The following is a 26455-nucleotide window of genomic DNA, read 5'->3' on the forward strand; positions in this document are numbered from 1 at the left end:
TGTCGAAACATGAATATTTTTATCTATTAATGATATACAAGAATCTTGTTTTGTATTTATCTAAGATTTTATGTTTTGATGCTAAAAAAAGAAGAAGTAATGTAAATGAATGAAATAATGTGCCTTTTTTAAGAAATAATTGTATTGAATGGGAAGTGATTTTAATAAGAGAAGTTTTCTTGAAATAATTTAAGACATGTTTGAATATGCAGTGATGTATGTAAAAAAGACAAAAATCATCATTCATCCACATATTCGATTTTGCATCTTTTGAATGGTAAAAATAACTATATCCAACGCGATTTTAAACAGTTGTTTTATGGAGAAGTTCATTTGTCTTACATGGAAGGAAAGTGCCTGCATATAGTTATTATAACAATCCAGATTAAAGTCTAAGAGCCAGGTGATTGACGGCAAACTATGTGGTTTTTGACGAATTTTGTAGAATGAAAAACGAGAAGGAAAGGGTTTAATGATAAAAAAAGCAGTGCATTTTTTCGTTTTTAAATGCACTGCTACCATGTTTAAAGTTTAAATTGGCTAATTTTTGATTGCAGATCCACTGATTTTTCACTTAAATCAGCAGCGACTTGGTTTATTTGTTGCATTGTAACAGCTTGTTCTTTACTAGATTCTGCAACAATTTGTGTATGGGCTGCGCTAGCAGAGGCACCATTTGCAATCTCCGTGACAGATGCAGCTACTTGTTCTGCACTAGCTGATATTTCCTCAGAAGTAGCAGAAATATCTTCAATTTGATCGGTCATGGTATGAATAGCTTCCACGATGGCTTCAAAAGCTGTCCCAGCCTGGCCAATCATTTGTACACCATCCGCTACAGATTGTAGACCACTCTCAACAGCCTTCTCTACATTTTGCGTATCTCCTTGAATTTCTTGCGTTAAATAGACAATTTTATTAGCAGATTGCTTAGATTCTTCAGCTAATTTGCGCACCTCATCCGCTACTACGGCAAAACCTTTACCGTGCTCACCTGCGCGTGCTGCTTCAATTGCGGCATTTAGTGCTAATAAATTAGTTTGTTCAGTGATAGCTGTAATGACTGTAGTGATATGACTAATTTCTACAGATTGTTTGCTTAATTTCTGAACAAGATTATTAATTACCTGTGTGGAGTCATAGATGATATTCATTTGTTGTTGAGCCTCATACGCCGTGGTACTACCATTATTGGCTAATTCTGTTGTTTCGACTGCGTTTTGATGTAGTTGTTGGGTTGCTTCTGCTATACGCTGAACCCCTATAGCTGTTTCATCCATAGCATGTGCACTTTCATTTGCAGCAATGGTAGAAGCAGAAGCCGCGTTTGCAGTTTCAGTTATACTTCTTGTTACCTCATCTGCTGAAGCAGAAATTTCCTCTGTAGAGGCGGAAAGCTCTTCAGCGGAGGCTGTTAAGTGTTCTGTGTTGCCTTGTATATGAGTTAATAAGCTTCGTAAGCTGTTTTTCATTGTGTTAAAGGCGGTAGAAAGCTGACCAATCTCATCTTTAGACTGATGGCTAATATCTTCATGATATAATTCACCATTTGCAATGTTATTGGCAGCGATAACTGTTAATTTTAAAGGCTTTGAAATGGTACGCTGCACATAAAGCATTAGGAATATCCCAATAACTAATCCTAGAGCGATGGCAATAATCGAGATTGTTTGTGAATTGGTTACGGCCTTTTTGGACTCCTTCGTTACAAGATCAAGCTGGTTCTTTTGGTAGCTTACAATCTTTTCAGATACTTCTAGTAATCCTTTATTTGCTTGTTCAACCTCACTATTAACTTTTTGTAAAGCCTCATCAAGTTTTCCTGCAGTATGAAGGACAAGAGCTTCATCCGCTGCTTTATTAAAAGCTTCATTATATGTATTGAGGTCCTTAGCGTAAGTGTCCATTTCGGATGAATCGGATATTTGCATTATTTCATCTACATGCTCATCTAGCATTCCAGCATATTTCGAGAAATTTTCCTGATTAGTTGCTTTATCTTCAATAAATATTGCGCGAATAAAAAGGCCTTGCATCGCTAGTTCAAATTGAATATTATCCGCTAACTCTACTAGGGCGACACGATTTTCAAGTGCATTTTCAACCTTTTTTTCAATGTTGGTAAACTGAAAAAACATGATTAACAAAGAAATAATTAAGGTGAGGATGATTGTGAAAAAACCAAAACTTAGTTTTCTGCCTACAGTCATAGAGATACGCCCTTTCCAAAATACAAATATAATTTTTTTTATACTTAAATTTAGCCTTTTAGAAAGATGGAAGTCAATAACGCATCACATAAACAGTACAGATTATTCATGAGTTTTTTTGACACTATTATAATAAGGAACATTTGCTGTAAAAAAAGAGTAGAAGAAAGAAAAATTTAATACAGCTATAGTAAGGATTACGTGGAAATTAAAATAAAAAAGGAATAAGATATTTCACATATCCTATTCCCTCTCTATTCTGTGCTGAAATACAATTTGGTCGTAGTAATTTGGGATACTATGGTCAAAGTTTTGCACATATAACTTTAACTTCGTCCTAGTAAACAGTTTTTCTATTAAGCGAAATAACTTATAAAGATCATCCTATATTCCAACACCAAGTTTATGATTGCTTTTTTAACTGTAAAATAACAGCTTCATCAGGATCAATGTATAGAGTTTTTTGTTCAAAGTAAATAACAAATCCAGGCTTAGCTCCATTTGGCTTTTTTACCTGACGGATTTCTGTGTAATCTACTGGAACAGAAGAGGACTCCCTTGCTTTCGAAAAATAGGCAGCCAGTGTTGCTGCTTCACGAAGAGTAGTTTCGTCCGGTTCACTCATATGGATAACAACATGGGAACCAGGAATATCTTTCGTATGGAGCCAAATATCTGTGCGTTTAGCAATTTTAAATGTCAGCATATCGTTTTGTTTATTATTTTTACCAACAGATATGGGGACGCCTGTAGAAGATACATAACGCTCTGGTTCCGGCTTAGCTTGTTTTTTCTTTTTTCGAGCATGACGTAATTTTAAATAACCTTGTTCTGCTAACTCCTCGCGAATTTCTTCAATATCACTCGGCGCTGCTTGTTGAACCTGCTGTGAGAGCATTTCAAAATACGCAATCTCGTCCTTCGTTTTTTCGAGCTGCTCCTGAACCATAATAAGTGCATTCTTTGCCTTTGTATATTTTGTATAGTAGCTTTGAGCATTTTCAATGGGGGTCTTACGTTCGCTGACTGGGATAGTGATTTCGTCTCCCGTTTCACTATAGTAGTTCATGACAGTGACTTCTTTTACACCTTTTTCAAACGCATATATATTTGCCATTAGTAGTTCACCAAATAATTGAAACTGGTCGAGCCTTGAAGCATGTTCATAGTCTTTATTAAGTTTTTTAATTTTTAATGTTAGCTTATCAATTTCATTTTGTAGCCATCGCTCTAAATCACCAGCCTGTTGTTTAACACGATCTCTCTCAGCGCGTGCAAAAAATACACGATCAAGTAGCTCATGAACATTTGAATAGTTGGTAACATCTCCTTGTAAATGTGTTAAAGCGATTGGGGAGTAGTAAGTTTTATTATTTGCTACTACATACATTGGTTGTGTGCCACCATGTTGAAAGGAAGCAATAAAATTTTGAAAGCAATCAACCTTATCTTTTGTATCCTTTAATCGGAACAGTAATTCCTCAGCATGTAACGGTGAGAAGCCCATAAACTGAGAAACTATATCCTTAGCAGATTTTGTTTCTGAGAAAAAATCTCCAAGCTGTTCTTTCGTTACGGTAAGTGGGTGCCATTTATTTTGTGCGGGAGGAGCAATGTAAGGCTGACCAGGTAACACTGTACGGAAACTATTTACAGAAGGTGGCAAATGCTTTAAGCTATCGACTATTTTTTCCTGCTCCTTATCAATTAATAATAAATTACTGTGACGCCCCATAATTTCAGCGTGGAGCTCCCTTATAATTGGGTCGCCAATTTCATTTTTGCTTTCAATTTCTACTATTATAATGCGGTCAAAATCATGCTGTTTAATTGAAGAAATAAAACCACCGTCCAAGTGTTTTCGTAACAGCATACAAAACATTGGAGGTTCTGCTGGATTTTCAATGGATTGCTCCGTAAGATGAACACGCGCATAAGAAGGATGAATTGAAAAAAGTAATTTATGATTACTTCCATTTGCACGGATGTGAAGGACAACCTCCTGAGCGTTTGGTTGATGTATTTTAGTAATCCGACCTGTGACTAATTGTTGTAGATCGGCTGTCATTGAGTAAGTAAATAAGCCATCAAATGCCATATGATTTCCTCTTTCCAACGATAAAAGCATCCTTGATACTTTCGTATTTGTTGTATTTTCATAATGCAGTAGTGCCTTATGTTTCATTAAGGTAGCACAAATGCACTTTTCTAATGTTTATCATAGCATTTTTTAGGAGAATATTAAAATATAGCTTCAGAAGTGGTAGAATTAGCTTTTGCTCTATCTTTATTTAGTGTGTGTGAGCATCAGCGGATGTTACGAAAGGTTGTTAGCCTAAAACCTCCGCATCCTGCGAAAATAGCTAACTGACCTATCTCGGTAAAAACGCCTACGTCCCTGTGACATTATCGAAATACCGACGTCATGTTTGCCTAGCCAAAATCTGTATGCATTGTTGATATGTAGCGACAGCAAAGCGAAACTACAATTACGCCAAGGCGAAATTGCTCTAATTTTTTACGGAGAGACATCATAAATGGCAGAGCTTATGTTATAATAATTCCAGTATGCAAAGAAAGGTGTGACGAACCTTGGTGCGTAGTATGACTGGTTTTGGCAGAGGTGTCACAACAACAAGGGACTTTCAATTAACCGTAGAAATGCGCTCGGTCAACCATCGTTTTTTAGAAATTCATGCAAAATTTCCGAAAGAATGGCTTGAAGCAGAAATTTTTGCAAAGAAACTAATTTCACAAGCTTTGTCACGCGGCAAAATAGATGTGATGGTTTATGTGAAGGATTTAGAAAATGTCGAGCAATCTATTGAGATTAATTGGTCATTAATTGAAGCGTATCGTAAGGCAAAAGAGGAATTAGCAAAAAAAGTACCACTAGAAGAAAAATGGACGATGCAAGAGCTACTATCACTTGAACAAGCACTTGTCCAAGAAAAACAGCAGCTTACACCTGAGGATTTACTAAGAGCTGTGAAAATGGCGGTTACGCAAGCAATTGAGCAACTAATTCAAATGCGTGAGCGTGAGGGGCAAGAGCTACATGATGTTGTCGTACAATATAAACAGCAGCTAACGGAACAGGTGAACCAGATTCGATCATTCTCCTCACTAGCTGTAGAAAAATATCGTACTCGATTATTGGAGCGAATTACAGAAATAGCTGATGGTGCGTTGTTAGAGGATCGCTTACTTGCAGAAGTAGCGATATTTGCTGAACGTGTGGACATTACTGAAGAATTGGACCGATTAGATAGTCATTTTAACCAACTGGAGGAGACGTTATTAGAAACGATTTCTGTAGGGCGTAAATTAGACTTTTTAATGCAGGAAATTCATCGTGAAATTAATACGATTGGCTCCAAAAATCAATCTACAGAGGCGGCAGTAGCGGTAGTTCAAGCGAAGACAATTTTAGAAAAGATGCGTGAGCAGGTTCAAAATATTGAATAACCTATTGCATCTGTTATAAATTAAGGGAGATATAGAGAATAAATGATAAAAGAACGTGGATTATTAATTGTTCTGTCTGGCCCATCTGGTGTAGGTAAAGGGACAGTGCGAAAAGAATTATTTTCTCAGCCGAATACGAACTATGAGTATTCCATCTCGATGACAACACGAAATCCTCGCGAAGGTGAAGTAGATGGTGTAGACTATTTTTTCAAGACGCGTGTAGAATTTGAAGCGCTAATTGAACAGGGTGGCTTATTAGAGCACGCAGAATTTGTTGGTAACTATTATGGCACACCACTAGCCTATGTGAACGAAACACTGGATGCAGGTCGTGATGTGTTTTTAGAAATCGAAGTGCAGGGTGCAGCACAAATTCGTAAAAAAGCACCAGATGCCTTATTTATTTTCTTAGCCCCTCCAAGTTTAACGGAATTAAAAGATCGTTTAGTTGGACGTGGGACAGAAACAGAGGATATCATTGCGAAACGCATTGCTACTGCAAGTGAAGAACTTGAAATGATGAGCTTGTATGACTATGTTGTGGAGAATGATGAAGTGACGAATGCCTGTGATCGTATTAATGCGATTATAAAAGCTGAGCATTGTCGTAGAGAACGTGTGGAAAAAAGATATTTGTCAATGTTGAGAGGAGAATAAACCCATGTTATACCCATCAGTAGATGCATTAAAAAAAGAGATTGATTCAAAGTATTCATTAGTAAGTCTAGCATCAAAACGTGCTCGTCAAATGCAGGAAGAACAAGATACAGAACGCTTACACAAGTATGTTTCCCATAAATATGTAGGAAAAGCACTTGAAGAAGTAGCGGCAGGTGTACTTACAAAGGTATCACAGGATGAGTCAACTGTGTACGAAGACGAAATCTAACATGGATGTAAAATAGCTTTTGCCCCATTAATGTTAAAGTCTTGCAGTGGATTTTTGATTATACAGAATGCCGAAAGCTCCCGAGGAATGATCCTTTGGGAGCTTATCCTTTGAAAGGACGATATTATGCATGAATAAAAATATTTTACTTTGTGTTTCAGGTGGTATAGCGGTTTATAAGGCTGTTGCTCTTGTTAGCAAACTTTCGCAGGCAGGGGCGAATGTAAAAGTCATCATGACAGCATCCGCAAGACAATTTGTAAATCCATTGAGCTTTCAAGTGATGTCCAAAAATGATGTCTTTTTCGATACGTTTGATGAAAAGGATTCTAGCGTTATTGCCCATATCGATTTGGCGGATTGGGCAGATTTAGTGTTAGTTGCTCCTGCGACAGCCAATATCATAGGAAAACTGGCAAATGGCATTGCTGATGATATGGTAACAACAACCCTGTTAGCCACTACTGCACCCGTTTGGATTGCACCAGCTATGAATGTGCATATGTATGATCATCCAGCGGTTAAACGGAATTTGGCGCAGCTTGCATCTGATGGCTATCAATTTATTGAGCCTTCAGAAGGATTTTTAGCATGTGGGTATGTCGGGAAGGGACGCTTAGAGGAACCGGAAAAAATAACAGCGATTGTCCAAGAATATTTTTCGGAAACAACAAAGAGACTTTCCGGAAAAATTGTAGTTATTACAGCGGGCGCATTTTATATGCCTGTGGACGAACAACATATAATCAGTGCGTATGCTAACGGTAGAATTGGTCAAGCGATTGCCCAAGAGGCCAAGGTACTTGGAGCAACAATAATCCTTTTAGATGAAGACGATGCGAACGTGCATAAACTTTTGGCAAAACTTGAGGATTATAAAAAACAATATCCGCAGGCTATTTTCATCCATGCGGCAAATATTCCTGCAATCGAAGGTGCGCCAACATTATCAATCGAAGGAACAGTTGCAGTAACCTTTGGACAAAGGGTTATTGGTGAACCTATGTTAACCATTACTTCTGATAAATGGATTGATTTTAGTGATGAAGCACAAATAAACGGGCAACCTTTTGATACATCGAATGCTGAGCTTTTTGCGAAGGCGTTTTGGGCATTTCTTATTCAAGGTGAGGAGCAATGAGCTATTTAATTGCAGAGGTTATAGTGGATGTTTCAACATATCATGTCGATCGTCCATTTGATTATAAAGTGCCGGTAGAATGGTCAAATGTTATTGAAATGGGTTGTCGTGTAAAAGTACCGTTTGGGCCAAGAAATGTCCTAGGCTTTGTAGTTGGATTAAAAAGCGAAACAGAGGTACCACAAAATAAAATAAAGGCCATTACACAAATATTAGATATAGAGCCCGTGCTAACAGAAGAAATGCTATTGATGGCGAAGTGGTTAAAAAACGAAACAATATGCTATGAAATTGATGCCTTACAGGTCATGCTTCCATCTGCACTGCGAGCAAAATATGAGAAAATTATTACACTGCAAGAGGAAAATGATGCTTTGCCAGATGAGGCTAAAGCCATTTTTGGTAAGCGACAACAAGCTAATTTTAAAGAATTCGAGCGTGCTGAATTACTTCCATTATTAAAGCAGCTTATAACTAATAAAATCGTAAAAATTGAAAATGTTGTAAAGCAGCAAGGAAATGTGAAAGAAATAAGGATGGTTAAAATTTCACATAATCAGCAAGATATAGACAGGGCAATGGAAGGTGCAGCGAGAGCAGCCAAACAGCGCCAGCTAATTGAGTGGATGGGCAAACATCTTGGAGAGGTCCTTTTGCCACAGAAAATCTATGAGGAAACTGGTATATCTTCCGCAGTACTTCAGTCAGTTATCGAAAAAGGAGCAGCCCATTTTATACATGAAGAGGTATATCGGGACCCCTTCACGAGGGAGGTTTCTCGTACTCAATCATTACAGCTGACGGATGAACAGCATATTGCACTAGAGGCAATTACTACATCGATGGAAGAACAGACAGCGAAAACTTTTTTACTACACGGTATCACAGGAAGTGGTAAAACTGAAGTATATCTACAAGCGATACAAAAGGTCTTAGATGATGGTAAGGAAGCCATTATGCTGGTGCCTGAAATTTCATTAACACCACAAATGACAGAGCGTTTTCGTAGTCGCTTTGGTGAACTGGTTGCTGTTATGCATAGTGGACTATCAGTTGGAGAGAAGTATGATGAATGGCGTAAAATTCAACAGGGAAAGGTGAGCGTTGTTGTAGGAGCTCGTTCAGCTATCTTTGCGCCTTTTACAAATATTGGTTTAATTATTTTAGATGAGGAGCATGAATCTACGTATAAGCAAGAAGATTCACCGAGATATCATGCACGAGATGTAGCAATTTGGCGAAGTGAATTTCATAAATGTCCTGTTATTTTAGGAAGTGCAACGCCTGCATTGGAATCATTCGCTAGGGCTAAAAAGGGTGTTTATAACTTACTTACATTAAAGCAGCGTGCTCTGCATCAAGCGTTACCAACTGTTTATATTGCTGATATGCGAGAGGAGCTTCAAAAAGGAAATCGTTCTATGTTTTCTGAGCAGCTTGTTGAGGCAATGCGTATAAGGCTAGAGAAGCAAGAGCAAATGGTGTTGTTTTTAAATCGCCGAGGCTATTCCTCATTTGTGCTTTGTCGTGATTGTGGTACGGTTGTGCAATGTCCAAACTGTGACATTTCGCTTACATATCATCGGACAACTGAGAAATTAAAATGTCATTATTGTGGGTATGAGGAGCGTGTTCCACAAATTTGCCCACAATGTCAAAGTGAGCATATTCGCTACTTTGGCACAGGCACTCAAAAAGTGGAGGAAGAAATTTATAAGCTTTTTCCGGAGGCGAGGGTGCTTCGGATGGATGTGGACACAACAAAGCAAAAAGGTGCGCATGAACAAATTCTACAGGCATTTGGAGAAGAACAGGCAGATATTTTGCTAGGCACACAAATGATTGCGAAAGGGCTTGATTTTCCTAATATTACACTAGTAGGCGTGTTGAGTGCTGATACATCATTACATCTTCCCGATTATCGTGCAGCGGAGCGAACATTTCAGTTATTAACACAGGTAAGTGGTAGGGCTGGAAGACATAACAAGCATGGAGAGGTTATTATACAAACGTATACCCCAGAGCATTATGCTATTGAGCTGGCAAAAATACAGGATTACGAGCCATTTTATGAACGAGAAATGTTTTTACGTCGTCGTTCAAGCTATCCACCTTATTTTTTTGTTGCGCTTGTTCAAATCTCTCATGAGGATGTTATGATGGCAGCGGAGTATGCTGGACGTGCGGCAGATTGGCTAAGAGAAAATTTATCTAATCAAGTTGCTATTATTGGTCCAACAACTGCAAGTATTAGTCGTCTCCAAAATAGATATCGCTATCAATGTTTGATAAAATATAAAATTGAACCAAATCTGATTGCTGTCTTGCAGCGCCTTCTTGCAATGTATCGAGCAGAATGGATAAAACAGGGGATATTAATGACGGTGGATTTAGATCCGTCAACAATCTAATTATAATTAAAAGAATTATTGATTGATTTTTTTAAAATATTGACTTTACAGAGTAGCAAGGTCTGAAATAGTAGAAATGAGGAAACAGAAAATGGCTATAAAAAAAGTTGTAGAACATCCAGCAAAGGTCTTATCTACGCCATGCGCTGAGGTAACAGAAATAAATGAAGACATAATTACGCTGTTGGATGATTTATATGACACAATGGTTGAATATGATGGGGTCGGGATTGCAGCACCTCAAATAAATGTTGGCTTGCGTGTTGCAATTGTTGAGCTTGGTGAGGAACGAGATATATTAGAGATGATTAACCCAACTGTTATCGAAACAGATGGTGCAGAAATAGATATTGAGGGCTGCTTAAGCTTTCCGGGGTTATACGGTGAGGTTGAGCGACCTGACTACGTGAAAATCGAAGCATGTGATCGTGAAGGACGCGTTTATGAGTTAGAAGCGGGAGGCTTTGATGCTCGAGCGATTTTACATGAAATTGATCATTTAGATGGCGTACTATTCGATTCAAAAATCAAACGCATTGTCACAGAGGACGAACTTGAGGCAATGTACGCAGAAGAGGAGGAATAATATGACATCAATAATTTTTATGGGAACACCAGATTTCTCTGCTCCAATTTTGCGTATGCTACACCATGAAGGCTATGATATCAAAGCAGTTGTTACACAGCCAGATCGTCCAGTTGGCCGAAAGCGTGTTCTTACGCCGCCACCTGTAAAGGCTGCTGCTATAGAATTAGGCTTACCCGTTATACAGCCTGAAAAGCTACGGGGTTCTGAGGAATTAGAGCAAATCCTTGATTTACAGCCTGACCTAGTTATAACAGCCGCATTTGGACAAATATTGCCGAAAGCATTACTTGATGCACCCAAGCTTGGATGTATTAACGTTCATGCATCACTTTTACCCAAATATCGTGGAGGTGCACCGATTCATCAGGCGGTTATTGATGGTGAAAAAGAGACAGGTGTAACAATCATGTATATGGCTGAAAAGCTTGATGCAGGTGATATTATATCTCAGAAGGCTATCCCAATCGAAGAGGATGACCATACAGGTGGTCTATTTGATAAGCTCAGTGTAGTAGGCAGAGAATTATTAAAAGATACACTTCCTTCTATTATTAATAGAACAAATAGTCGAACGGTACAGGATGAAGCACAGGTAACCTTTGCAAGTAATATTTCACGTGAACAAGAGCGTATCGATTGGACAAAGGATGCTGCAACTTTATACAATCAGGTGCGTGGACTTCATCCATGGCCAGTAGCCTATACAACCTTTGAAGATGAAAACTTTAAGATTTGGTGGGCTAAGGTTGGCAACACAAAGCATGATGCTCGTCCTGGTACAGTCGTTGCCATTTCAAAGGATTATTTTGAAGTTGCGGCTGGAAATGGCACAACACTTGCACTATATGATGTTCAACCAGCTGGTAAAAAACGTATGATAGCTGAAGAATACTTGCGTGGTACAGGTTCTAAATTACAGATTGGGGACCAATTTAAATGAGTAAAAAAAGCGTAGTCATTTGGGATGGAAATGTGCGTGATGCTGCACTTTCTATTCTTTTAGCAATAGATAAAAATCAAGCCTATAGTAATTTACTTTTAAGTGAAACGATCAAGCGACATAAAATTGAGGCGAAGGATCGTGCCCTTTTAACAGAAATTACGTATGGTACCCTACAATATAAAATGACACTTGATTATTATTTAGAGCCCTTTATTCGTGGCTCTGTGGATCTTTGGGTGCGTTGGCTTTTACGATTATCCCTATACCAAATACATTATTTAACGCGTATTCCGCCACATGCAGCGGTGAATGAGGCTGTAGAAATTGCCAAGCGTCGAGGTCACCAAGGTATTGCCTCAATGGTTAATGGTATTTTACGATCTATTTTACGTCAGGGTGTAGCTTCTACTGATGAAATTAAAGATCCAATTGAGCGCCTTGCTATTGAAACAAGTCATCCAGAGTGGTTAGTGCAACGCTTTGTTGATAACTATGGTATGGAAGTAGCGACTGAGATGTTACAGGAAAATAATGTACCACCAGTACAGACTGTCCGCGTTAATACAACAAAAGTAAATGTCGAGGAAGCGATTACCAGCTTAGAAGCGGAAGGCTTAACGGCTAAAAAAAGCGATATGATGCCAGAATGCTTACATGTAACAAATGGTCAGCCTGCTCGAACAAAAGCATTCCAAGAAGGGCTGATTACGATTCAGGATGAAAGCTCGATGATTCCAGCAAATGTCCTACATCCAAATCCCGGTATGCGTGTGTTAGATATGTGTGCCGCACCAGGTGGGAAAACAACACATTTAGCAGAAATCATGAATAATGAGGGGTCGATTTTAGCGACCGATCTTCATCCTCATAAATTAGATTTAATCGACCATAATACAGATCGTCTGGGTATTAATATAGTAGAAACTGCGCCTATTGATGGCCGTAAAGCACCAGATTTTCTACAGCCAGAATCCTTTGATGCTATTTTAGTCGATGCTCCTTGTAGTGGTCTAGGTGTTATGCGTCGTAAACCAGATATTAAATATACAAAGCGTGAAGAAGATTTAGAAAACCTTCAAAAAATACAATTGGCATTGCTTGATGCTGCAACAAAAGTATTGAAAATAGAAGGGAAACTTGTGTACAGTACTTGTACAGTCGATAAAAAAGAAAATGAGGGCACTGTAAATGCCTTTTTAACTGCGCATCCTGAGATGGAAGCGATACAACTAGAATCTTTACCAACAAAATTAGCGAAAAAGCAAGCAAATGGCATGCTTCAAGTCTTTCCACAAGACTTTGGCAGTGACGGTTTCTTCGTCGCCGCCTTTCGTAAAAAAGGAGGATCCAACTAATGGTGGATCAAGAGAAATTTAATGAACGTATCAACGATTTAGTTGACGAAGCAGAAGAAAAGCCTGTTCGACGCGCAAAAAAAGAAAAGCCTAATTTAAAGGAATCTGTCTATTCTTTACAACCAGAGCAGTTAGAAGAGTGGTTAAAGGAAAATGGTGAAAAACCATTTCGTGCAGCACAAATCTTTGACTGGTTATACAATAAACGTGTAAAGACGTTTGCTGAAATGTCTAACCTTTCAAAGGGATTACGAGAAAAGCTCGAAGCAAGCTTTGCTTTAACGACATTGTCAACCATTGTTCAGCAAGAATCCAAAGATGGTACCATTAAATTTTTATTTCAATTACAGGACGGCTATTCTATTGAAACGGTATTAATGCGTCATGATTATGGTAACTCTGTTTGTGTGACAACACAGGTGGGATGCCGAATTGGCTGTACGTTCTGTGCCTCTACTTTAGGAGGCTTAAAGCGCCATTTATTAGCAGGAGAAATCGTGGAGCAAGTTGTTAAGGTTCAGCAAACATTAGATGAAGTGGGGGAACGTGTCTCACATATCGTTATTATGGGAATTGGAGAACCTTTCGATAATTATGATGCGATGATGAGCTTCTTAAAAGTCATTAACCATGAAAAAGGTTTAAATATTGGAGCGCGTCATATTACTGTTTCGACTTCGGGTATCGTACCGAGAATTTACCAATTTGCTGATGAACAGCTTCAAATTAACTTTGCTGTGTCTCTGCACGCACCGAACCAAGAGGCACGCCAAAAATTAATGCCAATCGCACGTGCCTATAAATTGGATGAATTAATGGAGGCTGTTCGTTACTATACAAAAAAAACTGGCCGACGTGTGAGTTTTGAGTATGGTTTAATGTCAGGTGAAAATGATTCAGTAGAAATTGCAGAAGAATTATCTGCATTAATTAAAGGAATTAAGTGCCATGTCAACTTAATTCCAGTAAACTACGTACCAGAGCGTGATTATGTGCGTACATCTCGTAGTCAAATTTTTGCTTTTGAAAAAACATTAAAGAAAAATGGCATTAACGTAACAATCCGCCGTGAGCAAGGCTCTGATATTGCTGCTGCGTGTGGTCAATTACGTGCGCAAGAGAGATCTGAAGAGACGAGGTGACCAGTGTTGAAATACACAGTCGAAAGTGATATTGGGTTAAAACGAGCAATTAATGAAGACCGTGCTGCATTTTTTAAACGTCCAGATGGACTTGCACTAGCACTCGTAGCGGATGGCATGGGCGGTCATAATGCTGGCGATGTTGCGAGTGATATGGCAATGAAACAAATGGAACAAGTTTTTTTACAGGCAGAAGCACATCATTTTGCATCTACGACATCAAAAGAAGAGTGGTTATTACAAACAGTCAAGCAACTGAATAAAAATATCTATGACTATTCTTTATCACATGAAGACTGTAAAGGAATGGGCACGACGTTTATTGCAGTGTTAATTGAAGACAATCATTGCTTCATTGCACATGTTGGTGATAGCCGGGTGTATTATTTCTTTGATGATGGTGCACAACAAATAACAAGAGATCATTCTTATGTAAATGTTTTGGTTGAAAATGGTGAGATTAGTGAAGAGGAAGCATTAACACATCCGAAAAAAAATTTCATCTTAAGAGCTGTAGGCACAGAAGAAACGATTAAACCAGACTTTTATGAAGTGGATTTAGCATCAGAATCGTATTTACTCATTTGCTCTGATGGTTTAAGCAATAAATTAACAGTGTATGAAATGGCGTCTATTATTACGTATCCGGATTCCATAGAAGAAAAGGGAAGAAAACTTGTGGAATTAGCAAATGCAAGTGGGGGGGAAGACAACATCTCCCTCGTGCTGCTCACAAGGCAAGATGAGGAGGTGTAAGTATGCTTGTAGGAAAACGAATTAGTGACCGCTATAAAATTATTGAACTCATTGGTGGCGGGGGTATGTCTAATGTCTATTTGGCACATGACATGATCTTAAATCGTGATGTAGCGATAAAAATATTACGCTATGATTTCACAAATGAGGATGAATTACATCGACGTTTTCAACGTGAGGCACTTTCTGCTACAAGCCTTACACATCCCAATATTGTTAGTATTTATGATGTAGGCGATGATGGAGATCTACATTATATTGTCATGGAGTATGTTCAAGGAAAAACATTAAAGCAGTACATACAGGAATATGCACCAATTTCTCCTGCTAGAAGTGTGCATATTATGAAGCAGTTGACGTCTGCAATTACTAATGCCCATGAAAATCACATTATTCATCGTGACATTAAGCCTCAAAATATTTTAATGGATGCTGAAGGAAATGTGAAAGTCACTGATTTTGGTATAGCAATGACGTTAAGTGCAACATCCTTTACGCAAACAAATTCTGTGCTTGGTACTGTTCACTATTTATCACCAGAGCAGGCTCGTGGTGGTACAGCTACAAACAAATCAGATATATATGCACTTGGTATTGTATTATATGAATTATTGACTGGAGAATTACCTTTTTCAGGTGAGTCGGCAGTGTCGATTGCCTTGAAACATTTACAAGCTGAGACACCATCTGTTCGCGCATTTGATGCTACGATACCACAGAGTCTTGAAAATGTTGTGCTAAAAGCTACAGCAAAGGATGCTGCTCATCGTTATTCGACAGTAGAAGAAATGCAGGAAGATTTAGAAACAGTGTTATCGCCTAATCGTATAAATGAGCCTAAATTTGCTATTCCATTTGATAATGATGCCACTAAGGCTATTCCTATTATAAAGGACCAAGCGCTACGAAATAACGAGGATTTAACGAAAACTAGAGCCATTGAACCGATTACACAATCCAAACCGAAACAAGACCCTAAAAAGACAATTGACAAGGTAACGCCTACTAAGAAAAAGAAAAAATGGCCGAAATATGTTGCTGGTTTATTCATCACAGTAATCGTGGTGTTCCTATACTTTTTATTTGCTACGGAGCTTTTTAGCCCGAAAAAGATACCTGTACCTAGTGTGAGTGGTTTAACTGTTGAGGAAGCAGAAAAGAGATTAGAAGCAGATGGCTTTGTTGTAGGTGAGATAAAATCACGTAATGATGAGGAAGTTGAAAAGGATAAAGTGATTGAAACAGACCCGGCAGAAAAGGCAGAGCGTGTAAAAGGAACAAAAGTAGATATAATCGTCAGTCTTGGAGAAGAAATGACAAAGCTTGATAATTATGAAGGGCGACCATTTAGCCAAGTGGAAGCATTACTCAAGGACACATTTGCGGATATAAAATCTGAAGAAGTTTATTCACAAGAGCAGGCTGGCACCATTATTGGTCAGGAGCCAACAGAAGGTACTGAAGTAATCGCCAAAGATACAACTTTACTATTTAAAGTTAGTAAGGGTGTACAATTGGTTAAAGTGGGGAGTATTGTGAATTATACTAAGGCTCAAGCAGAAGCGTATTTAAAAGATAAAGGCTTAAAATTGCATATAGTTCGTGAAGAAAATCACAATACAATACCGGCGGGAAGTATTATTTCACAATTGACAAAAGCTGAAGCAGAAGTTGAGGTAGGTTCAACAGTAAGTGTTATCTTAAGCAAGGGACCTGCTAAAAAGCCTGATAAAACTTTTGTCAAAATAATCAAAATTGAATATAAACCAAATGAGGAAGGCATAGAACAAAATGTTCGAATTGAAATTCAAGATAAAACTCATTCAATGGTAGATACGTATGACACATTTGCTATCACGGCTGATACTGAATACAAAATACAGCTTGTTATAGGAGAGGGTCAGGAAGCGGCATATAAGATTATTCGTGATTCGGATATCATTGCTGCAGATAAAATCAACTACGATGATATCAAATAAGGGGGAATTGGATGGCGCAAGGCCAAATACGCAAAGCATTAAGTGGTTATTATTATGTCTATGATGGAGCTCAACTCATACAATGTCGAGGACGTGGGGTATTTCGCAATCGCGGGGAATCCCCACTTGTTGGCGACATTGTAGAATACACGCTTGAAACTGAGGGGTCAGATGGTACTATTCAAAAAATAATGGATCGCCAAAATGAATTAGTACGCCCTCCAATTGCTAATATTGATCAAGGAATTCTTGTCTTTTCTGTAAAAGAGCCTAATTTTAATACGATTTTACTGGATCGATTTTTAGTTGTCTTAGAATCATTTCATGTTCATCCAATAATTTGTTTAACAAAAATGGATCTGCTAGAGGAACATGAACGTGAGGAATTGCAAGGCTATATAAAAGATTATGAAAGCATGGGATATACTGTACTGCAAACCTATAAAGGGGAGGAAGAATTACTAGAACGGCTTCAGCCGATTTTAAAAGGAAAAACCTCTGTGTTAGCAGGACAATCTGGTGTTGGCAAATCCACACTGTTAAATACTTTAATTCCAGATTTAAATTTAAAAACAGGCATTATCTCACAAAGCTTAGGACGTGGAAAACACACAACACGCCATGTAGAATTAATAGAGGTATGTGACGGTCTATTAGCAGATACACCTGGATTTAGTTCTTTTGATTTTGATGACATTGAAAAAGAAGAATTAGGCGCATGTTTCCCTGAAATGGTTCAAGTGGCGGAGGATTGTAAATTCAGAGGTTGTTTACATTTAAAGGAGCCAAAATGTGCCGTGAAGGTAGCTGTAGAGGCGGGAGAAATTCGTGAATACCGCTATAAGCACTACGAACAATTTATGCAAGAAATTATGGATCGAAAGCCGAGGTATTAATGATGATACAAATTGCACCATCAATTTTAGCAGCTAATTTTGCTAAATTAGGAGAAGAAGTAAAGGAAGTAGAAAAGGCGGGTGCCCAGCTTATTCACATTGATGTAATGGATGGACATTTTGTGCCAAATATTTCCTTCGGCTCTATCGTATTAGATGCCATTCGTCCTTTAACTGATTTACCGCTAGATGTTCATTTAATGATCGAAAATCCTGATCAATATATTGAACAATTCGCCAAAGCGGGAGCAGATTATATTACAGTGCATGTAGAAGCTTGCCGCCATTTACACCGTACTATTCAGTTAATTCGTTCATTAGGAGTCAAACCTGGTGTTGTGTTAAATCCACATACACCAATAGAATCGATTCAACATATTTTAGAGGATATTGATATGGTGCTGTTTATGACAGTGAATCCGGGCTTTGGTGGACAACAATTCATCCAGGCTGTTGTGCCAAAAATTGAAGCATTAGCTACAATCATTAAAGAGCGTAATCTTGATATTGCTATAGAAATAGACGGTGGCATTAATGCAGAGACCATTATTCCATGTGCTAAGGCAGGTGCTACAATTTTTGTAGCAGGCTCAGCTATTTATAGTAAAGAGGATCGTACAGCAGCCCTTCAAGAAATTCTTGCTGCTGGTGAGGCAGCGATTAAAGGATGACACTAGTTGTTGTTTGTGCTGGTGGTCCTAAAGAGGAGCTATGTTCATTTGCTCCATTTGCAAAGAAAGAGGATGTACTATTTATTGGGGCTGATCGAGGAGCACTATATTTAATCGAGCAAGGCATTACACCGCATGCAATAGTTGGTGATTTTGACTCTTTAACACATGAGGAATATGAGCTTGTGATGAAGCATACCAATGATAGGCAGCGATTTCAGGAAGAAAAAAATGAAACAGATACTGATTTAGCGCTATTAAAGGCCTATACCTACCAACCATCAGAGATTATACTTACAGGTGTTACTGGTGGACGTTTGGATCACTATGAGGCAGCAATCCGCTCCATTTATCGTTTGCAAAGGGAGCATCCACATATTGTCTTAAAGATTATGAATCATGCAAATCTATTGCAATTTTTAATGCCAGGTACTCACATTATTCAAGCAGATGAACAGTACCGTTATTTGTCTTTTTTTGCACATGAAGAGACGATAAAAAATGTTACATTAAGGCAAGTGAAATATGAAACAACCGATGAAGAAATTACTTTAGGTACATCTCGATTTACAAGTAATGAAATAATAGGTGATTCAGGGTCTATATCTTTCTCACAAGGCATATGTTTAATGATAAGAAGCATAGATTAGCGTAAGGAGGAGATAGTCCTGAAAGTCTATACTTTTCAGTTGCCAAAAGTTGTGAGTAGTATTACGCGTACATGTATCAATCTTTTTAAAAAAGACAAGAAAGTAAAAAAATCCGACTAATATTGGTCGGATTTTTTTCTGCCCTAGCGTTTGTTCTATTAGACTTTTCGATTATAGATTCTTTTTATAGTTATGAGAAAATAAAAGCCTCTATTCATTATGTTCAGTGTAATGAATAGAGGCTTTAGGTAATTATCTAGCTGCTTACAATAACTGTTGCACTATATTTAAATGCACGAAGGCGGTTGGTAGTATGCCCGGTTAGAAAGAAAAAAATCGATTTGCGCTATAAGCCAAATCGATTTTTTAGAAGCAGCGATTAAACGCGCTCGATTTTACCTGATTTTAATGCACGAGTAGAAACCCATACACGTTTTGGTTTACCGTCAACTAAGATACGAACTTTTTGAAGGTTAGCACCCCAAGTACGTTTGTTAGCGTTCATAGCGTGGGAACGGTTGTTACCAGTACGAGCCTTACGTCCAGTGATTACACATTGTTTTGGCATGTTGTATTCCCTCCTTACTGTTAATGCTGAAAGATTATTATTTCAGTTCGGTATTTCACATACCATAATAATTTAACATACGATGACGTTCAGTGCAACAGTTTTCACATAACCTTTCAAGAAAAAAACCTTTACAGACAGAAAATCATTCCTTAATTTTGTTTAATCAATTTCTCCTTAGCGTAATTGCGTCTGGATTTTGAATTGTGCCCACACAATTCATTCCTTTGAAAATCCGTGACATCCGCCGGAGGCATTATCTTCATTCAGTAGGTGATTGGACACCCACTGAAAAGGAAATAAAACCGCATTCATCACACCACCTGTAGAGGTGGGAGTCTTCTGCTGAATGAAGATAAAGAGAATGCATCTTATTTACCTCGATAGCCAAGCTTAGCTGAGACACGTCTACCAGTCTCCACTAGAGAATCTGTTAGGTTTTGAATATGTTCTGGAGAAACATTGAAGCTTACAAAGCCTATGCTTACGGCACCTACTACCTCACCAAAACCATTTAGGATGGAGACGGCAATAGAAGAGGTCCCAGCTGTTCTTTCCCCATGACTAATGGCAAAACCTTGTTGTCTTATTATAGCAAGCTGTGCCTCAAATTCAGCGATTTCCTCATGTGGCATTAGCTGCTCCATGATTTCATTTGCTTGATCAACAGGCATAGCAGCTAAAATGGCTTTATTTGCAGCACCTATATGCATGGGTATACGAATTCCTAGCTGATCGTAAATACGAATTGGATTAGCAGCGCTGTCTATTCTTTCAATAATAATCGTATCTAATCCAGCGGGTTTACTTAAATAAACGCTTTCCTCAACTTTTCTTGCTAAACGCTCTAATTCAGGTCTTATTTTACTAATGTAGTCCATCGTATCATACACTTGCAAACCAAGCTCCATCCATACTGTACCAAGTCGGTATTGTTTCGTCTGCTCGTCTTGCTCAATCATTCCTTGCTTAATCATCGCTTTTAAAATTCTATGTAATGTACTAAGTGGCAAATCACATTTTGCTGAAAGCTCTGATATAGACAAGCTGTTTTCACTTGTTTCAGTAGCTAAAACTTTAGCTATGGTCATTGCACGTTCTAATAATTGCATGTCATTCCCACCTCTCCTTCCTATTATTTTATTTTTATTCCTTGTTTGCGTCTAGCTCCATAATTACAGTGCTACCTTTACATTTGAAAGCATCGCAAGTATTCAATTCTACTCCAATGAGCAGTATGAATATAAAAACTTTTCTAAATATATTGACAGTATAGCATAAAACGCATATATTTTTCATATAAACTTTCCTCTTAACGGAAACGTTTTCCATCAAACGGAAAAGGGGTGAAGGGAATGCATTATTGTTCATCAATGTATGCACCTTTAAAACACGTAATAGTAAAACATCCAAAGGATGCTTTCCGAAACCAGGAGCATCTTAGAGATGAATGGAAAACATTTAACTACTTATCAGAACCAAATTTTGATGGGGCACTAAGAGAATATGCAGATTTTATAGCGATTCTTGAAAAGTATGTGGACAAAATTGATTACTTACCAGAATCAGAGAGTGTAGGTTTAGACTCCCTTTATGCACATGACCCAGTCAAATTTACGCCAAAAGGAGCTATTATTTTAAAATCTGGTAAAACACTCAGACAACCTGAAGCGGCCGTTTATAAAGACTTTTTACTAGATAAAGGTATTCCAATCATTGGCGAGTTAACAGGGGATGCAGTTTCAGATGGCGGCGATATTGTTTGGCTAGATGATAGAACACTTGCTGTAGGGAGAGGGTATCGAACAAATGATGAAGCAATTCGTCAGCTAAAGGATATGACAGCCGATATTGTTGATGAATTTATAGTTGTCCAGCTTCCACATGATTTAGGAGAGGCAGAATGTTTACACTTAATGTCCTTTATTAGCATGGTTGATAAAGATTTGGCGGTCGTACATTCGCGATTAATGCCAGTATTCTTCCGCCAGCTACTAATCGAACGAGGTATTCAATTGATTGAGGTTTTAAAAGATGAATATGATGCGTTAGGCTGCAATGTGTTAGCCCTAGCACCAAGAGTATGTGTCATTCCACAAGGAAATCCAATAACAAAACAGCAGCTACTCGATTCGGGGGCTACCGTTTATGAATACAAAGGTAATGAAATCACAGTAAAAGGAACAGGTGGGCCTACTTGTCTAACTTGTCCAGTGGTAAGAGGATAAAGTGGGGAATGTACTTCATCCATCTGATTAGTAAGTATTGCTAGTTAAATATAAAGGAGACGAAATGATGTTTAAAAATGTTATTGTAAAAAATCCAGGTAATAGTTTTATAAACGGTTTAACAACAAGTGATTTAGGAAAACCAGTATTGGAGAAATTATTTGAACAACATGAAAAGTATGTGGAAGCGTTAAAAACATGTGGTGTAGAGGTAACTCAGCTTCCTGCAAACGAGGCATTTCCGGATTCAACATTTGTAGAAGACACTGCTGTTTTAACATCTGAGTTTGCGATTATTTCAAATCCGGGTGCAGAGGCTCGCAATCGTGAAATAGAAGATATCGAACCAACGGTAAAGAAATTCTATGAGAAATTATATTATATTGAAGGTCCTGGAACACTAGATGGTGGAGACGTGCTACAGGCTGAAAAGAAATTTTATGTTGGTATTTCGGACAGAACAAATGAAGAGGGAGCAAGACAATTTAAAGAAATAGTTGAAAAAGAGGGCTATGAGGCAACGATCATCCCATTAAAAGAATTCTTCCATTTAAAAACAGGGATTGCCTATGTGGGTCAAAATCGCATGGTTCTTGCAGGTGAATTTATCGATCACCCGGCCTTTGCCTCCTATGAAAAAATTATCATTCCAAAGGAACATGAGTATTCAGCAAATTGTATTCAAGTTAATGATTATGTGATTATACCAGCAGGCTATCCAGAAACGAACCGTAAGCTAAATGATTTGGGCTATCAAACAATTGAGCTTGAGATGTCTGAATTCAGAAAACATGATGGTGGGTTAAGCTGTTTATCGTTACGTTTTTAATCAAATGTACAACTACCCAATCAATTTATATGGAATAAATTGATTGGGTACTTTAATACTTAAAATATCAGAATATTCACCTTAATTTAGCGAGCATACAAACGTCTAGTAAATCAAGAAAAACCCTGGCGAATATCAATGGTTTTTGAAGAGGAGCTTTTGGAGTGAGCTCGAAAAAATCCGGACGCAATTACGCTAGGCCATAATTGATTATTTTGGGGACATATGGAAAGTGGGGATGGAATGTGAATAAAGGAGAACAACTTTTAAACCGATCAATGAAAAGCCGTCATTTATTGATGCTATCACTTGGAGGCGTTATTGGGACGGGGTTATTCTTAAATGTTGGCTATACAATCAATCAGGCGGGTCCCGGGGGAGCTTTAATTGGGTATTTGTTTGGTGGATTAATATTATATATGGTTATGAATTGTCTTGGAGAATTAGCTGTTTATATGCCTGTAACAGGATCTTTCCAAACCTATGCAACACGTTTTATCAGTCCATCAGCTGGTTTCTCATTAGGATGGATGTACTTTGTAGGTTCAGCAGCAACAGCAGGAGTCGAATTTACAGCTGCAGGGATTTTGATGCAGCATTGGTTTCCAAATGTGCCGATTTGGATCTGGTGTGCAGTTTTTATGGTTCTACTCTTTATCTTAAATGCATTAACAACAAAGGGTTTTGCAGAAGCAGAGTTCTGGTTTGCGAGCATTAAAGTCATTGCAGTAATAGCATTTATTATTATTGGGGGTGCTGCAATTTTTGGTTTGATTCCATTATCAGATCGTCCTACACCACATTTTACGAATTTAGCACCTTCTGGGTTATTCCCGGCAGGAATTAGTATAATCTTTGTCACGATGATGAATGTTATCTTTTCTTATCAAGGATCGGAGCTTGTTGGTATTGCTGCTGGGGAAACAGAGAGTCCAGAAAAAAATATTCCACGAGCAATACGGACAATTCTTTTTAGAATCATTGTTTTCTATATTGCCTCTATTATTGTATTGTCTGCTATATTCCCTTCTTCTGAGCTAGGCTTATTAGAAAGTCCATTTGTAACATTAATGAATTTAGCTGGGGTTCCATATGCTGCTGGCATTATGAATTTTGTTATTTTAACGGCTATTTTATCAGTAGGGAATTCATGCTTATATGCATCAACACGCTTGCTATGGTCGATGTCTAAAGAGGGAATGGCTCCGAAACTATTTGGACGTCTCACTAAAAACAAAGTGCCATTGAATGCATTGATTTTTACAATGCTTTTCTCATTGCTTTCCCTCCTAACGAGTGTAATGGAAGCAGATGCAGTATTTGTTTTACTCATGTCTATTGCAGGAATATCCGTTACGATTTCTTGGATGGGAATATGTGCCTCTCAATTGATGTTCCGCCATCGTTATGTAAAGGCTGGAGGGAATGTAGCTGACTTAAAATTTAAAACACCATTTTATCCATTAATCCCAGTTTTTTGTATAAGCTTTTGCGTGATAATCCTTGCCTTTTTAGCTTTCGATCCAACGCAAAGAATTGGATTACTATATGGTATTGGATTCTTTATTGCATGCATGATTTTCTACAAGATTAAATTGAGTAAAACGAATACAGTTTCTTCTGAGCTGGAAATAACAGAACAGGAATCACTAGATAGACAATGAAATGCATTCGATTTTGAGTATCGAATAAAGGAGACTTTTCTATGGAAAATTATTTTTGGGATTCACCTGAAAAATTAAAAGCATTGTTATGTAAAATTGTTAGCTGGGAAAGTAGGACATTAACGATAGGTGAGAATGAGTTTGCTTATAAATTAAAAAATATCTTGCAAACGCTTTCTTATTTTCAAGATAATCCACAATTCATTGAGCTGCATGATGCTGGACTTGGACGTAATGCTGTAACAGCCTTGTATAAGCATCCAACTGCGACAGAGACAGTGGTGTTAATTAGTCATTTTGATACTGTCCATACAGAGGAGTATGGTGAGCTTGAACCTTTTGCCTTTTATCCAGAAGAATTAACGAAAAAGTTGATGGAGCCAAAATACAAAAAGGATTTACCCGAAGCCGCAAGAATTGATTTAGAATCTGGTAATTATCTATTTGGCCGTGGAACGATGGATATGAAAATGGGACTTGCATTGCATATGCAATTAATCGAAAAAGCAAGCATTGAACAATGGCCCATTAATTTAATTTTAACGGCTGTACCTGATGAAGAAGTGAATTCAGCGGGAATGAGGGCTGCCGTGGTGGAGCTAGTCAGACTTCGTGAACAATATGGGTTATCTTATAAACTATTTTTAAACAGTGAGCCTTCATTTTCACAGGGACCTGCTGATATAAATGAATATATCTATTCAGGAACCATCGGTAAAATTATGCCTGCCGCCTTATTCTATGGTAAAGAGACACATGTAGGAGAGCCGTTAAAAGGGATGACCGCAAACTTTATTGCTTCTTATATGACACAGCATATGGAGTGGAATCCAATATTCCGTGAAACAGATCTTGGTGAAAGTACACCATTACCGGTATCTTTACAATTAAAGGATTTGAAAATGGAGTATTCCACACAAACGCCATATCGTGCAGCCGCTCTTTACAATGTGTTCCTATTAAAGCGAACTGCATCTGAAGTAATGGAAATTTTTGAGCAAGTAGCTTTAGAGGCTATGATGGCTTGTAATCAGTCCTATAAACAAATGTGTGAGCGAGAAAAGGTTCAGGGTGTTGGAAAGGTAAAAGTCCTCCGCTATGAGGCGCTTTTGGAGCACGCAATTCATAAATTAGGCACTGAGGAAGTGGCATCCATCAAGCGTCAGGTTCTAGAAAACAGTGTATGGGATGATCGTGAGAAATCCATCCGAATAGTGGATCAGCTGATGATTCGTTGCCAAGAACTAACGCCAGCAACCGTATTACTGTATGCGCCACCTTACTATCCAGCCATCAATTCATCGAATCATCCATTAGTTATTCAATTGATTGAATTGATGAAGAAAACAGCCAAAACATTTGATATTGAGGTTGAACAAATTCATTATTTTAATGGTATTTGTGATTTAAGCTATGTGAATTATTCAGATGCTTCAAATGGATGGACCGCTTTTGAGCGCAACACACCTGTATATGGCGATACGTATAGTATTCCATTTGATGCTATGTCAGCCTTACAAGGTCCTGTTCTGAATGTTGGCCCATTTGGAAAGGATGCCCACCAAAAAACAGAAAGATTACATGTGGACAGTGCTTTTAAGGAAATGCCTGTAATGCTAGACACGCTTATTAAGAGTTTATTTTAATAGTGAAAGATTTGGAGAAAGCTGATGCTAAAAAATATCAGCTTTTTCATGTTGTTGAAATACTATTATGTCAATGAAATCAAGGTGACAAATTAAAAAGTATNNGACGGGTTAATCTCCGTTCCGCTTGAGTGCTTTGCCGCTGACGCTTCGCTTTCGCGCAGAGCAGAGCTTCCTGGGGAGCGTCCGATGAGCCACTTGGGGCAACAGATGTTTTTTGCGCGTAAGCGAAGCGTCAGCAGCAGGAGGTTGGTCACGAAGGCGTTGTCACAGGACGTGACGATTTTAGCCTTTGTTCCCCTAATTTACTCGCTCCTTGGTCTCATCTGTGACGCTGAATCCCCGAGGAGTTACTCAGTCTACACTCCAATCAACCTTCACTTTGATAATGTAGGTTGACAGCTATAGAATTGTACT

23 protein-coding genes are annotated in these 26455 nt (G+C 38.2%); 19 read left to right on the top strand and 4 right to left on the bottom strand.

The window, feature by feature from the left end; translation table 11 throughout:
* Positions 1–524 precede the first annotated feature (524 nt).
* Complete coding sequence (locus tag B2R82_RS17660; RefSeq protein WP_286926171.1) at positions 525–2210, bottom strand: methyl-accepting chemotaxis protein; 1686 nt, start codon at positions 2208–2210, stop codon at positions 525–527.
* Between the two features lie 403 nt (positions 2211–2613).
* Positions 2614–4308 carry an Rqc2 family fibronectin-binding protein gene (locus B2R82_RS17665; protein WP_286926172.1) on the bottom strand — a complete coding sequence of 565 codons (1695 nt, stop codon included), beginning with the start codon at positions 4306–4308 and terminating at the stop codon, positions 2614–2616.
* A gap of 494 nt (positions 4309–4802) precedes the next feature.
* On the opposite strand from B2R82_RS17665, the gene B2R82_RS17670 reads away from it, so the two are divergent.
* The 15 genes from B2R82_RS17670 (at position 4803) to spoVM (ending at position 19223) form a co-directional block, all read left to right on the top strand.
* The gene (locus B2R82_RS17670; protein ID WP_286926173.1) at positions 4803–5678 is read left to right on the top strand and encodes a YicC/YloC family endoribonuclease; all 876 of its coding nucleotides are present in this window, start codon (positions 4803–4805) and stop codon (positions 5676–5678) included.
* Between the two features lie 42 nt (positions 5679–5720).
* The gene (gmk, locus tag B2R82_RS17675; RefSeq protein WP_274795908.1) at positions 5721–6338 is read left to right on the top strand and encodes a guanylate kinase; all 618 of its coding nucleotides are present in this window, start codon (positions 5721–5723) and stop codon (positions 6336–6338) included.
* Positions 6339–6342: 4 nt separating this feature from the next.
* The gene (gene rpoZ, locus B2R82_RS17680; RefSeq protein ID WP_004227380.1) at positions 6343–6570 is read left to right on the top strand and encodes a DNA-directed RNA polymerase subunit omega; all 228 of its coding nucleotides are present in this window, start codon (positions 6343–6345) and stop codon (positions 6568–6570) included.
* 130 nt (positions 6571–6700) lie between these two features.
* Positions 6701–7711, top strand: a complete 1011-nt coding sequence (coaBC, locus tag B2R82_RS17685) for a bifunctional phosphopantothenoylcysteine decarboxylase/phosphopantothenate--cysteine ligase CoaBC (RefSeq protein WP_286926174.1) — start codon at positions 6701–6703, stop codon at positions 7709–7711.
* On the top strand, positions 7708–10122 hold the full coding sequence (priA, locus tag B2R82_RS17690; RefSeq protein WP_286926175.1) for a primosomal protein N': 2415 nt from the start codon (positions 7708–7710) through the stop codon (positions 10120–10122). The genes coaBC and priA overlap by 4 nt, the downstream gene beginning before the upstream one ends.
* Positions 10123–10213: 91 nt before the next feature.
* On the top strand, positions 10214–10708 hold the full coding sequence (gene def, locus B2R82_RS17695; protein ID WP_283871116.1) for a peptide deformylase: 495 nt from the start codon (positions 10214–10216) through the stop codon (positions 10706–10708).
* 1 nt (position 10709) lies between these two features.
* Positions 10710–11651, top strand: a complete 942-nt coding sequence (gene fmt / locus B2R82_RS17700) for a methionyl-tRNA formyltransferase (RefSeq protein WP_286926176.1) — start codon at positions 10710–10712, stop codon at positions 11649–11651.
* On the top strand, positions 11648–13009 hold the full coding sequence (gene rsmB / locus B2R82_RS17705) for a 16S rRNA (cytosine(967)-C(5))-methyltransferase RsmB (RefSeq protein WP_286926177.1): 1362 nt from the start codon (positions 11648–11650) through the stop codon (positions 13007–13009). Before fmt ends, rsmB begins: the two co-directional genes overlap by 4 nt.
* Positions 13009–14151 carry a 23S rRNA (adenine(2503)-C(2))-methyltransferase RlmN gene (rlmN, locus tag B2R82_RS17710; protein ID WP_286926178.1) on the top strand — a complete coding sequence of 381 codons (1143 nt, stop codon included), beginning with the start codon at positions 13009–13011 and terminating at the stop codon, positions 14149–14151. The genes rsmB and rlmN overlap by 1 nt, the downstream gene beginning before the upstream one ends.
* A 6-nt stretch (positions 14152–14157) precedes the next feature.
* Positions 14158–14907 carry a Stp1/IreP family PP2C-type Ser/Thr phosphatase gene (locus B2R82_RS17715; RefSeq protein ID WP_286926189.1) on the top strand — a complete coding sequence of 250 codons (750 nt, stop codon included), beginning with the start codon at positions 14158–14160 and terminating at the stop codon, positions 14905–14907.
* 2 nt (positions 14908–14909) lie between these two features.
* Positions 14910–16886, top strand: a complete 1977-nt coding sequence (pknB, locus tag B2R82_RS17720) for a Stk1 family PASTA domain-containing Ser/Thr kinase (protein WP_286926179.1) — start codon at positions 14910–14912, stop codon at positions 16884–16886.
* Between the two features lie 11 nt (positions 16887–16897).
* Positions 16898–17782 (top strand): ribosome small subunit-dependent GTPase A, encoded by an 885-nt coding sequence (rsgA, locus tag B2R82_RS17725; RefSeq protein WP_286926180.1) that lies wholly within the window; start codon positions 16898–16900, stop codon positions 17780–17782.
* A gap of 2 nt (positions 17783–17784) precedes the next feature.
* Entirely contained in the window at positions 17785–18453 is a 669-nt protein-coding gene (gene rpe, locus B2R82_RS17730) for a ribulose-phosphate 3-epimerase (RefSeq protein WP_054770613.1), read from the top strand.
* Positions 18450–19103, top strand: a complete 654-nt coding sequence (locus B2R82_RS17735; protein ID WP_286926181.1) for a thiamine diphosphokinase — start codon at positions 18450–18452, stop codon at positions 19101–19103. The genes rpe and B2R82_RS17735 overlap by 4 nt, the downstream gene beginning before the upstream one ends.
* Positions 19104–19121: 18 nt before the next feature.
* Positions 19122–19223 (top strand): stage V sporulation protein SpoVM, encoded by a 102-nt coding sequence (gene spoVM / locus B2R82_RS17740; RefSeq protein ID WP_283872749.1) that lies wholly within the window; start codon positions 19122–19124, stop codon positions 19221–19223.
* Between the two features lie 259 nt (positions 19224–19482).
* Here the strand turns inward: spoVM and rpmB are convergent, their stop codons facing one another.
* Both rpmB and B2R82_RS17750 read right to left on the bottom strand, forming a co-directional pair.
* Positions 19483–19671: a 50S ribosomal protein L28 gene (rpmB, locus tag B2R82_RS17745; protein WP_054770615.1), complete on the bottom strand. Its 189-nt coding sequence runs from the start codon at positions 19669–19671 to the stop codon at positions 19483–19485.
* A gap of 371 nt (positions 19672–20042) precedes the next feature.
* Complete coding sequence (locus B2R82_RS17750) at positions 20043–20783, bottom strand: IclR family transcriptional regulator (protein WP_286926182.1); 741 nt, start codon at positions 20781–20783, stop codon at positions 20043–20045.
* 243 nt (positions 20784–21026) lie between these two features.
* Between B2R82_RS17750 and B2R82_RS17755 the strand changes: the two genes are divergently transcribed.
* From B2R82_RS17755 to B2R82_RS17770, 4 genes are all read left to right on the top strand, one after another.
* Positions 21027–21899: a dimethylarginine dimethylaminohydrolase family protein gene (locus B2R82_RS17755; protein ID WP_286926183.1), complete on the top strand. Its 873-nt coding sequence runs from the start codon at positions 21027–21029 to the stop codon at positions 21897–21899.
* A 67-nt stretch (positions 21900–21966) separates the two neighbouring features.
* The gene (locus B2R82_RS17760; protein ID WP_286926184.1) at positions 21967–22728 is read left to right on the top strand and encodes a dimethylarginine dimethylaminohydrolase family protein; all 762 of its coding nucleotides are present in this window, start codon (positions 21967–21969) and stop codon (positions 22726–22728) included.
* Between the two features lie 278 nt (positions 22729–23006).
* A complete protein-coding gene (locus B2R82_RS17765; RefSeq protein ID WP_286926193.1) occupies positions 23007–24392 on the top strand; it encodes an amino acid permease in 1386 nt (461 codons plus the stop codon).
* A gap of 41 nt (positions 24393–24433) precedes the next feature.
* Positions 24434–26038: a M20/M25/M40 family metallo-hydrolase gene (locus tag B2R82_RS17770; protein WP_286926185.1), complete on the top strand. Its 1605-nt coding sequence runs from the start codon at positions 24434–24436 to the stop codon at positions 26036–26038.
* The last annotated feature ends 417 nt before the right edge of the window (positions 26039–26455 follow it).

This window comes from Lysinibacillus sp. UBA6686 (assembly GCF_002455205.1).
Lineage (GTDB): Bacteria > Bacillota > Bacilli > Bacillales_A > Planococcaceae > Lysinibacillus > Lysinibacillus pakistanensis.

Excerpts from the sequence above, each read along its gene's own strand:
- pknB (WP_286926179.1), top strand. The coding sequence starts at position 14,910 with ATGCTTGTAGGAAAACGAATTAGTGACCGCTATAAAATTATTGAACTC.
- rsmB (WP_286926177.1), top strand. The coding sequence starts at position 11,648 with ATGAGTAAAAAAAGCGTAGTCATTTGGGATGGAAATGTGCGTGATGCT.
- B2R82_RS17735 (WP_286926181.1), top strand. The coding sequence starts at position 18,450 with ATGACACTAGTTGTTGTTTGTGCTGGTGGTCCTAAAGAGGAGCTATGT.
- B2R82_RS17755 (WP_286926183.1), top strand. The coding sequence starts at position 21,027 with ATGCATTATTGTTCATCAATGTATGCACCTTTAAAACACGTAATAGTA.
- fmt (WP_286926176.1), top strand. The coding sequence starts at position 10,710 with ATGACATCAATAATTTTTATGGGAACACCAGATTTCTCTGCTCCAATT.
- coaBC (WP_286926174.1), top strand. The coding sequence starts at position 6,701 with ATGAATAAAAATATTTTACTTTGTGTTTCAGGTGGTATAGCGGTTTAT.
- B2R82_RS17765 (WP_286926193.1), top strand. The coding sequence starts at position 23,007 with ATGAAAAGCCGTCATTTATTGATGCTATCACTTGGAGGCGTTATTGGG.
- B2R82_RS17760 (WP_286926184.1), top strand. The coding sequence starts at position 21,967 with ATGTTTAAAAATGTTATTGTAAAAAATCCAGGTAATAGTTTTATAAAC.
- priA (WP_286926175.1), top strand. The coding sequence starts at position 7,708 with ATGAGCTATTTAATTGCAGAGGTTATAGTGGATGTTTCAACATATCAT.
- rlmN (WP_286926178.1), top strand. The coding sequence starts at position 13,009 with ATGGTGGATCAAGAGAAATTTAATGAACGTATCAACGATTTAGTTGAC.
- B2R82_RS17770 (WP_286926185.1), top strand. The coding sequence starts at position 24,434 with ATGGAAAATTATTTTTGGGATTCACCTGAAAAATTAAAAGCATTGTTA.
- rpmB (WP_054770615.1), bottom strand. The coding sequence starts at position 19,671 with ATGCCAAAACAATGTGTAATCACTGGACGTAAGGCTCGTACTGGTAAC.
- rpoZ (WP_004227380.1), top strand. The coding sequence starts at position 6,343 with ATGTTATACCCATCAGTAGATGCATTAAAAAAAGAGATTGATTCAAAG.
- def (WP_283871116.1), top strand. The coding sequence starts at position 10,214 with ATGGCTATAAAAAAAGTTGTAGAACATCCAGCAAAGGTCTTATCTACG.
- B2R82_RS17665 (WP_286926172.1), bottom strand. The coding sequence starts at position 4,308 with ATGGCATTTGATGGCTTATTTACTTACTCAATGACAGCCGATCTACAA.
- rsgA (WP_286926180.1), top strand. The coding sequence starts at position 16,898 with ATGGCGCAAGGCCAAATACGCAAAGCATTAAGTGGTTATTATTATGTC.
- gmk (WP_274795908.1), top strand. The coding sequence starts at position 5,721 with ATGATAAAAGAACGTGGATTATTAATTGTTCTGTCTGGCCCATCTGGT.
- rpe (WP_054770613.1), top strand. The coding sequence starts at position 17,785 with ATGATACAAATTGCACCATCAATTTTAGCAGCTAATTTTGCTAAATTA.
- B2R82_RS17660 (WP_286926171.1), bottom strand. The coding sequence starts at position 2,210 with ATGACTGTAGGCAGAAAACTAAGTTTTGGTTTTTTCACAATCATCCTC.
- B2R82_RS17750 (WP_286926182.1), bottom strand. The coding sequence starts at position 20,783 with ATGCAATTATTAGAACGTGCAATGACCATAGCTAAAGTTTTAGCTACT.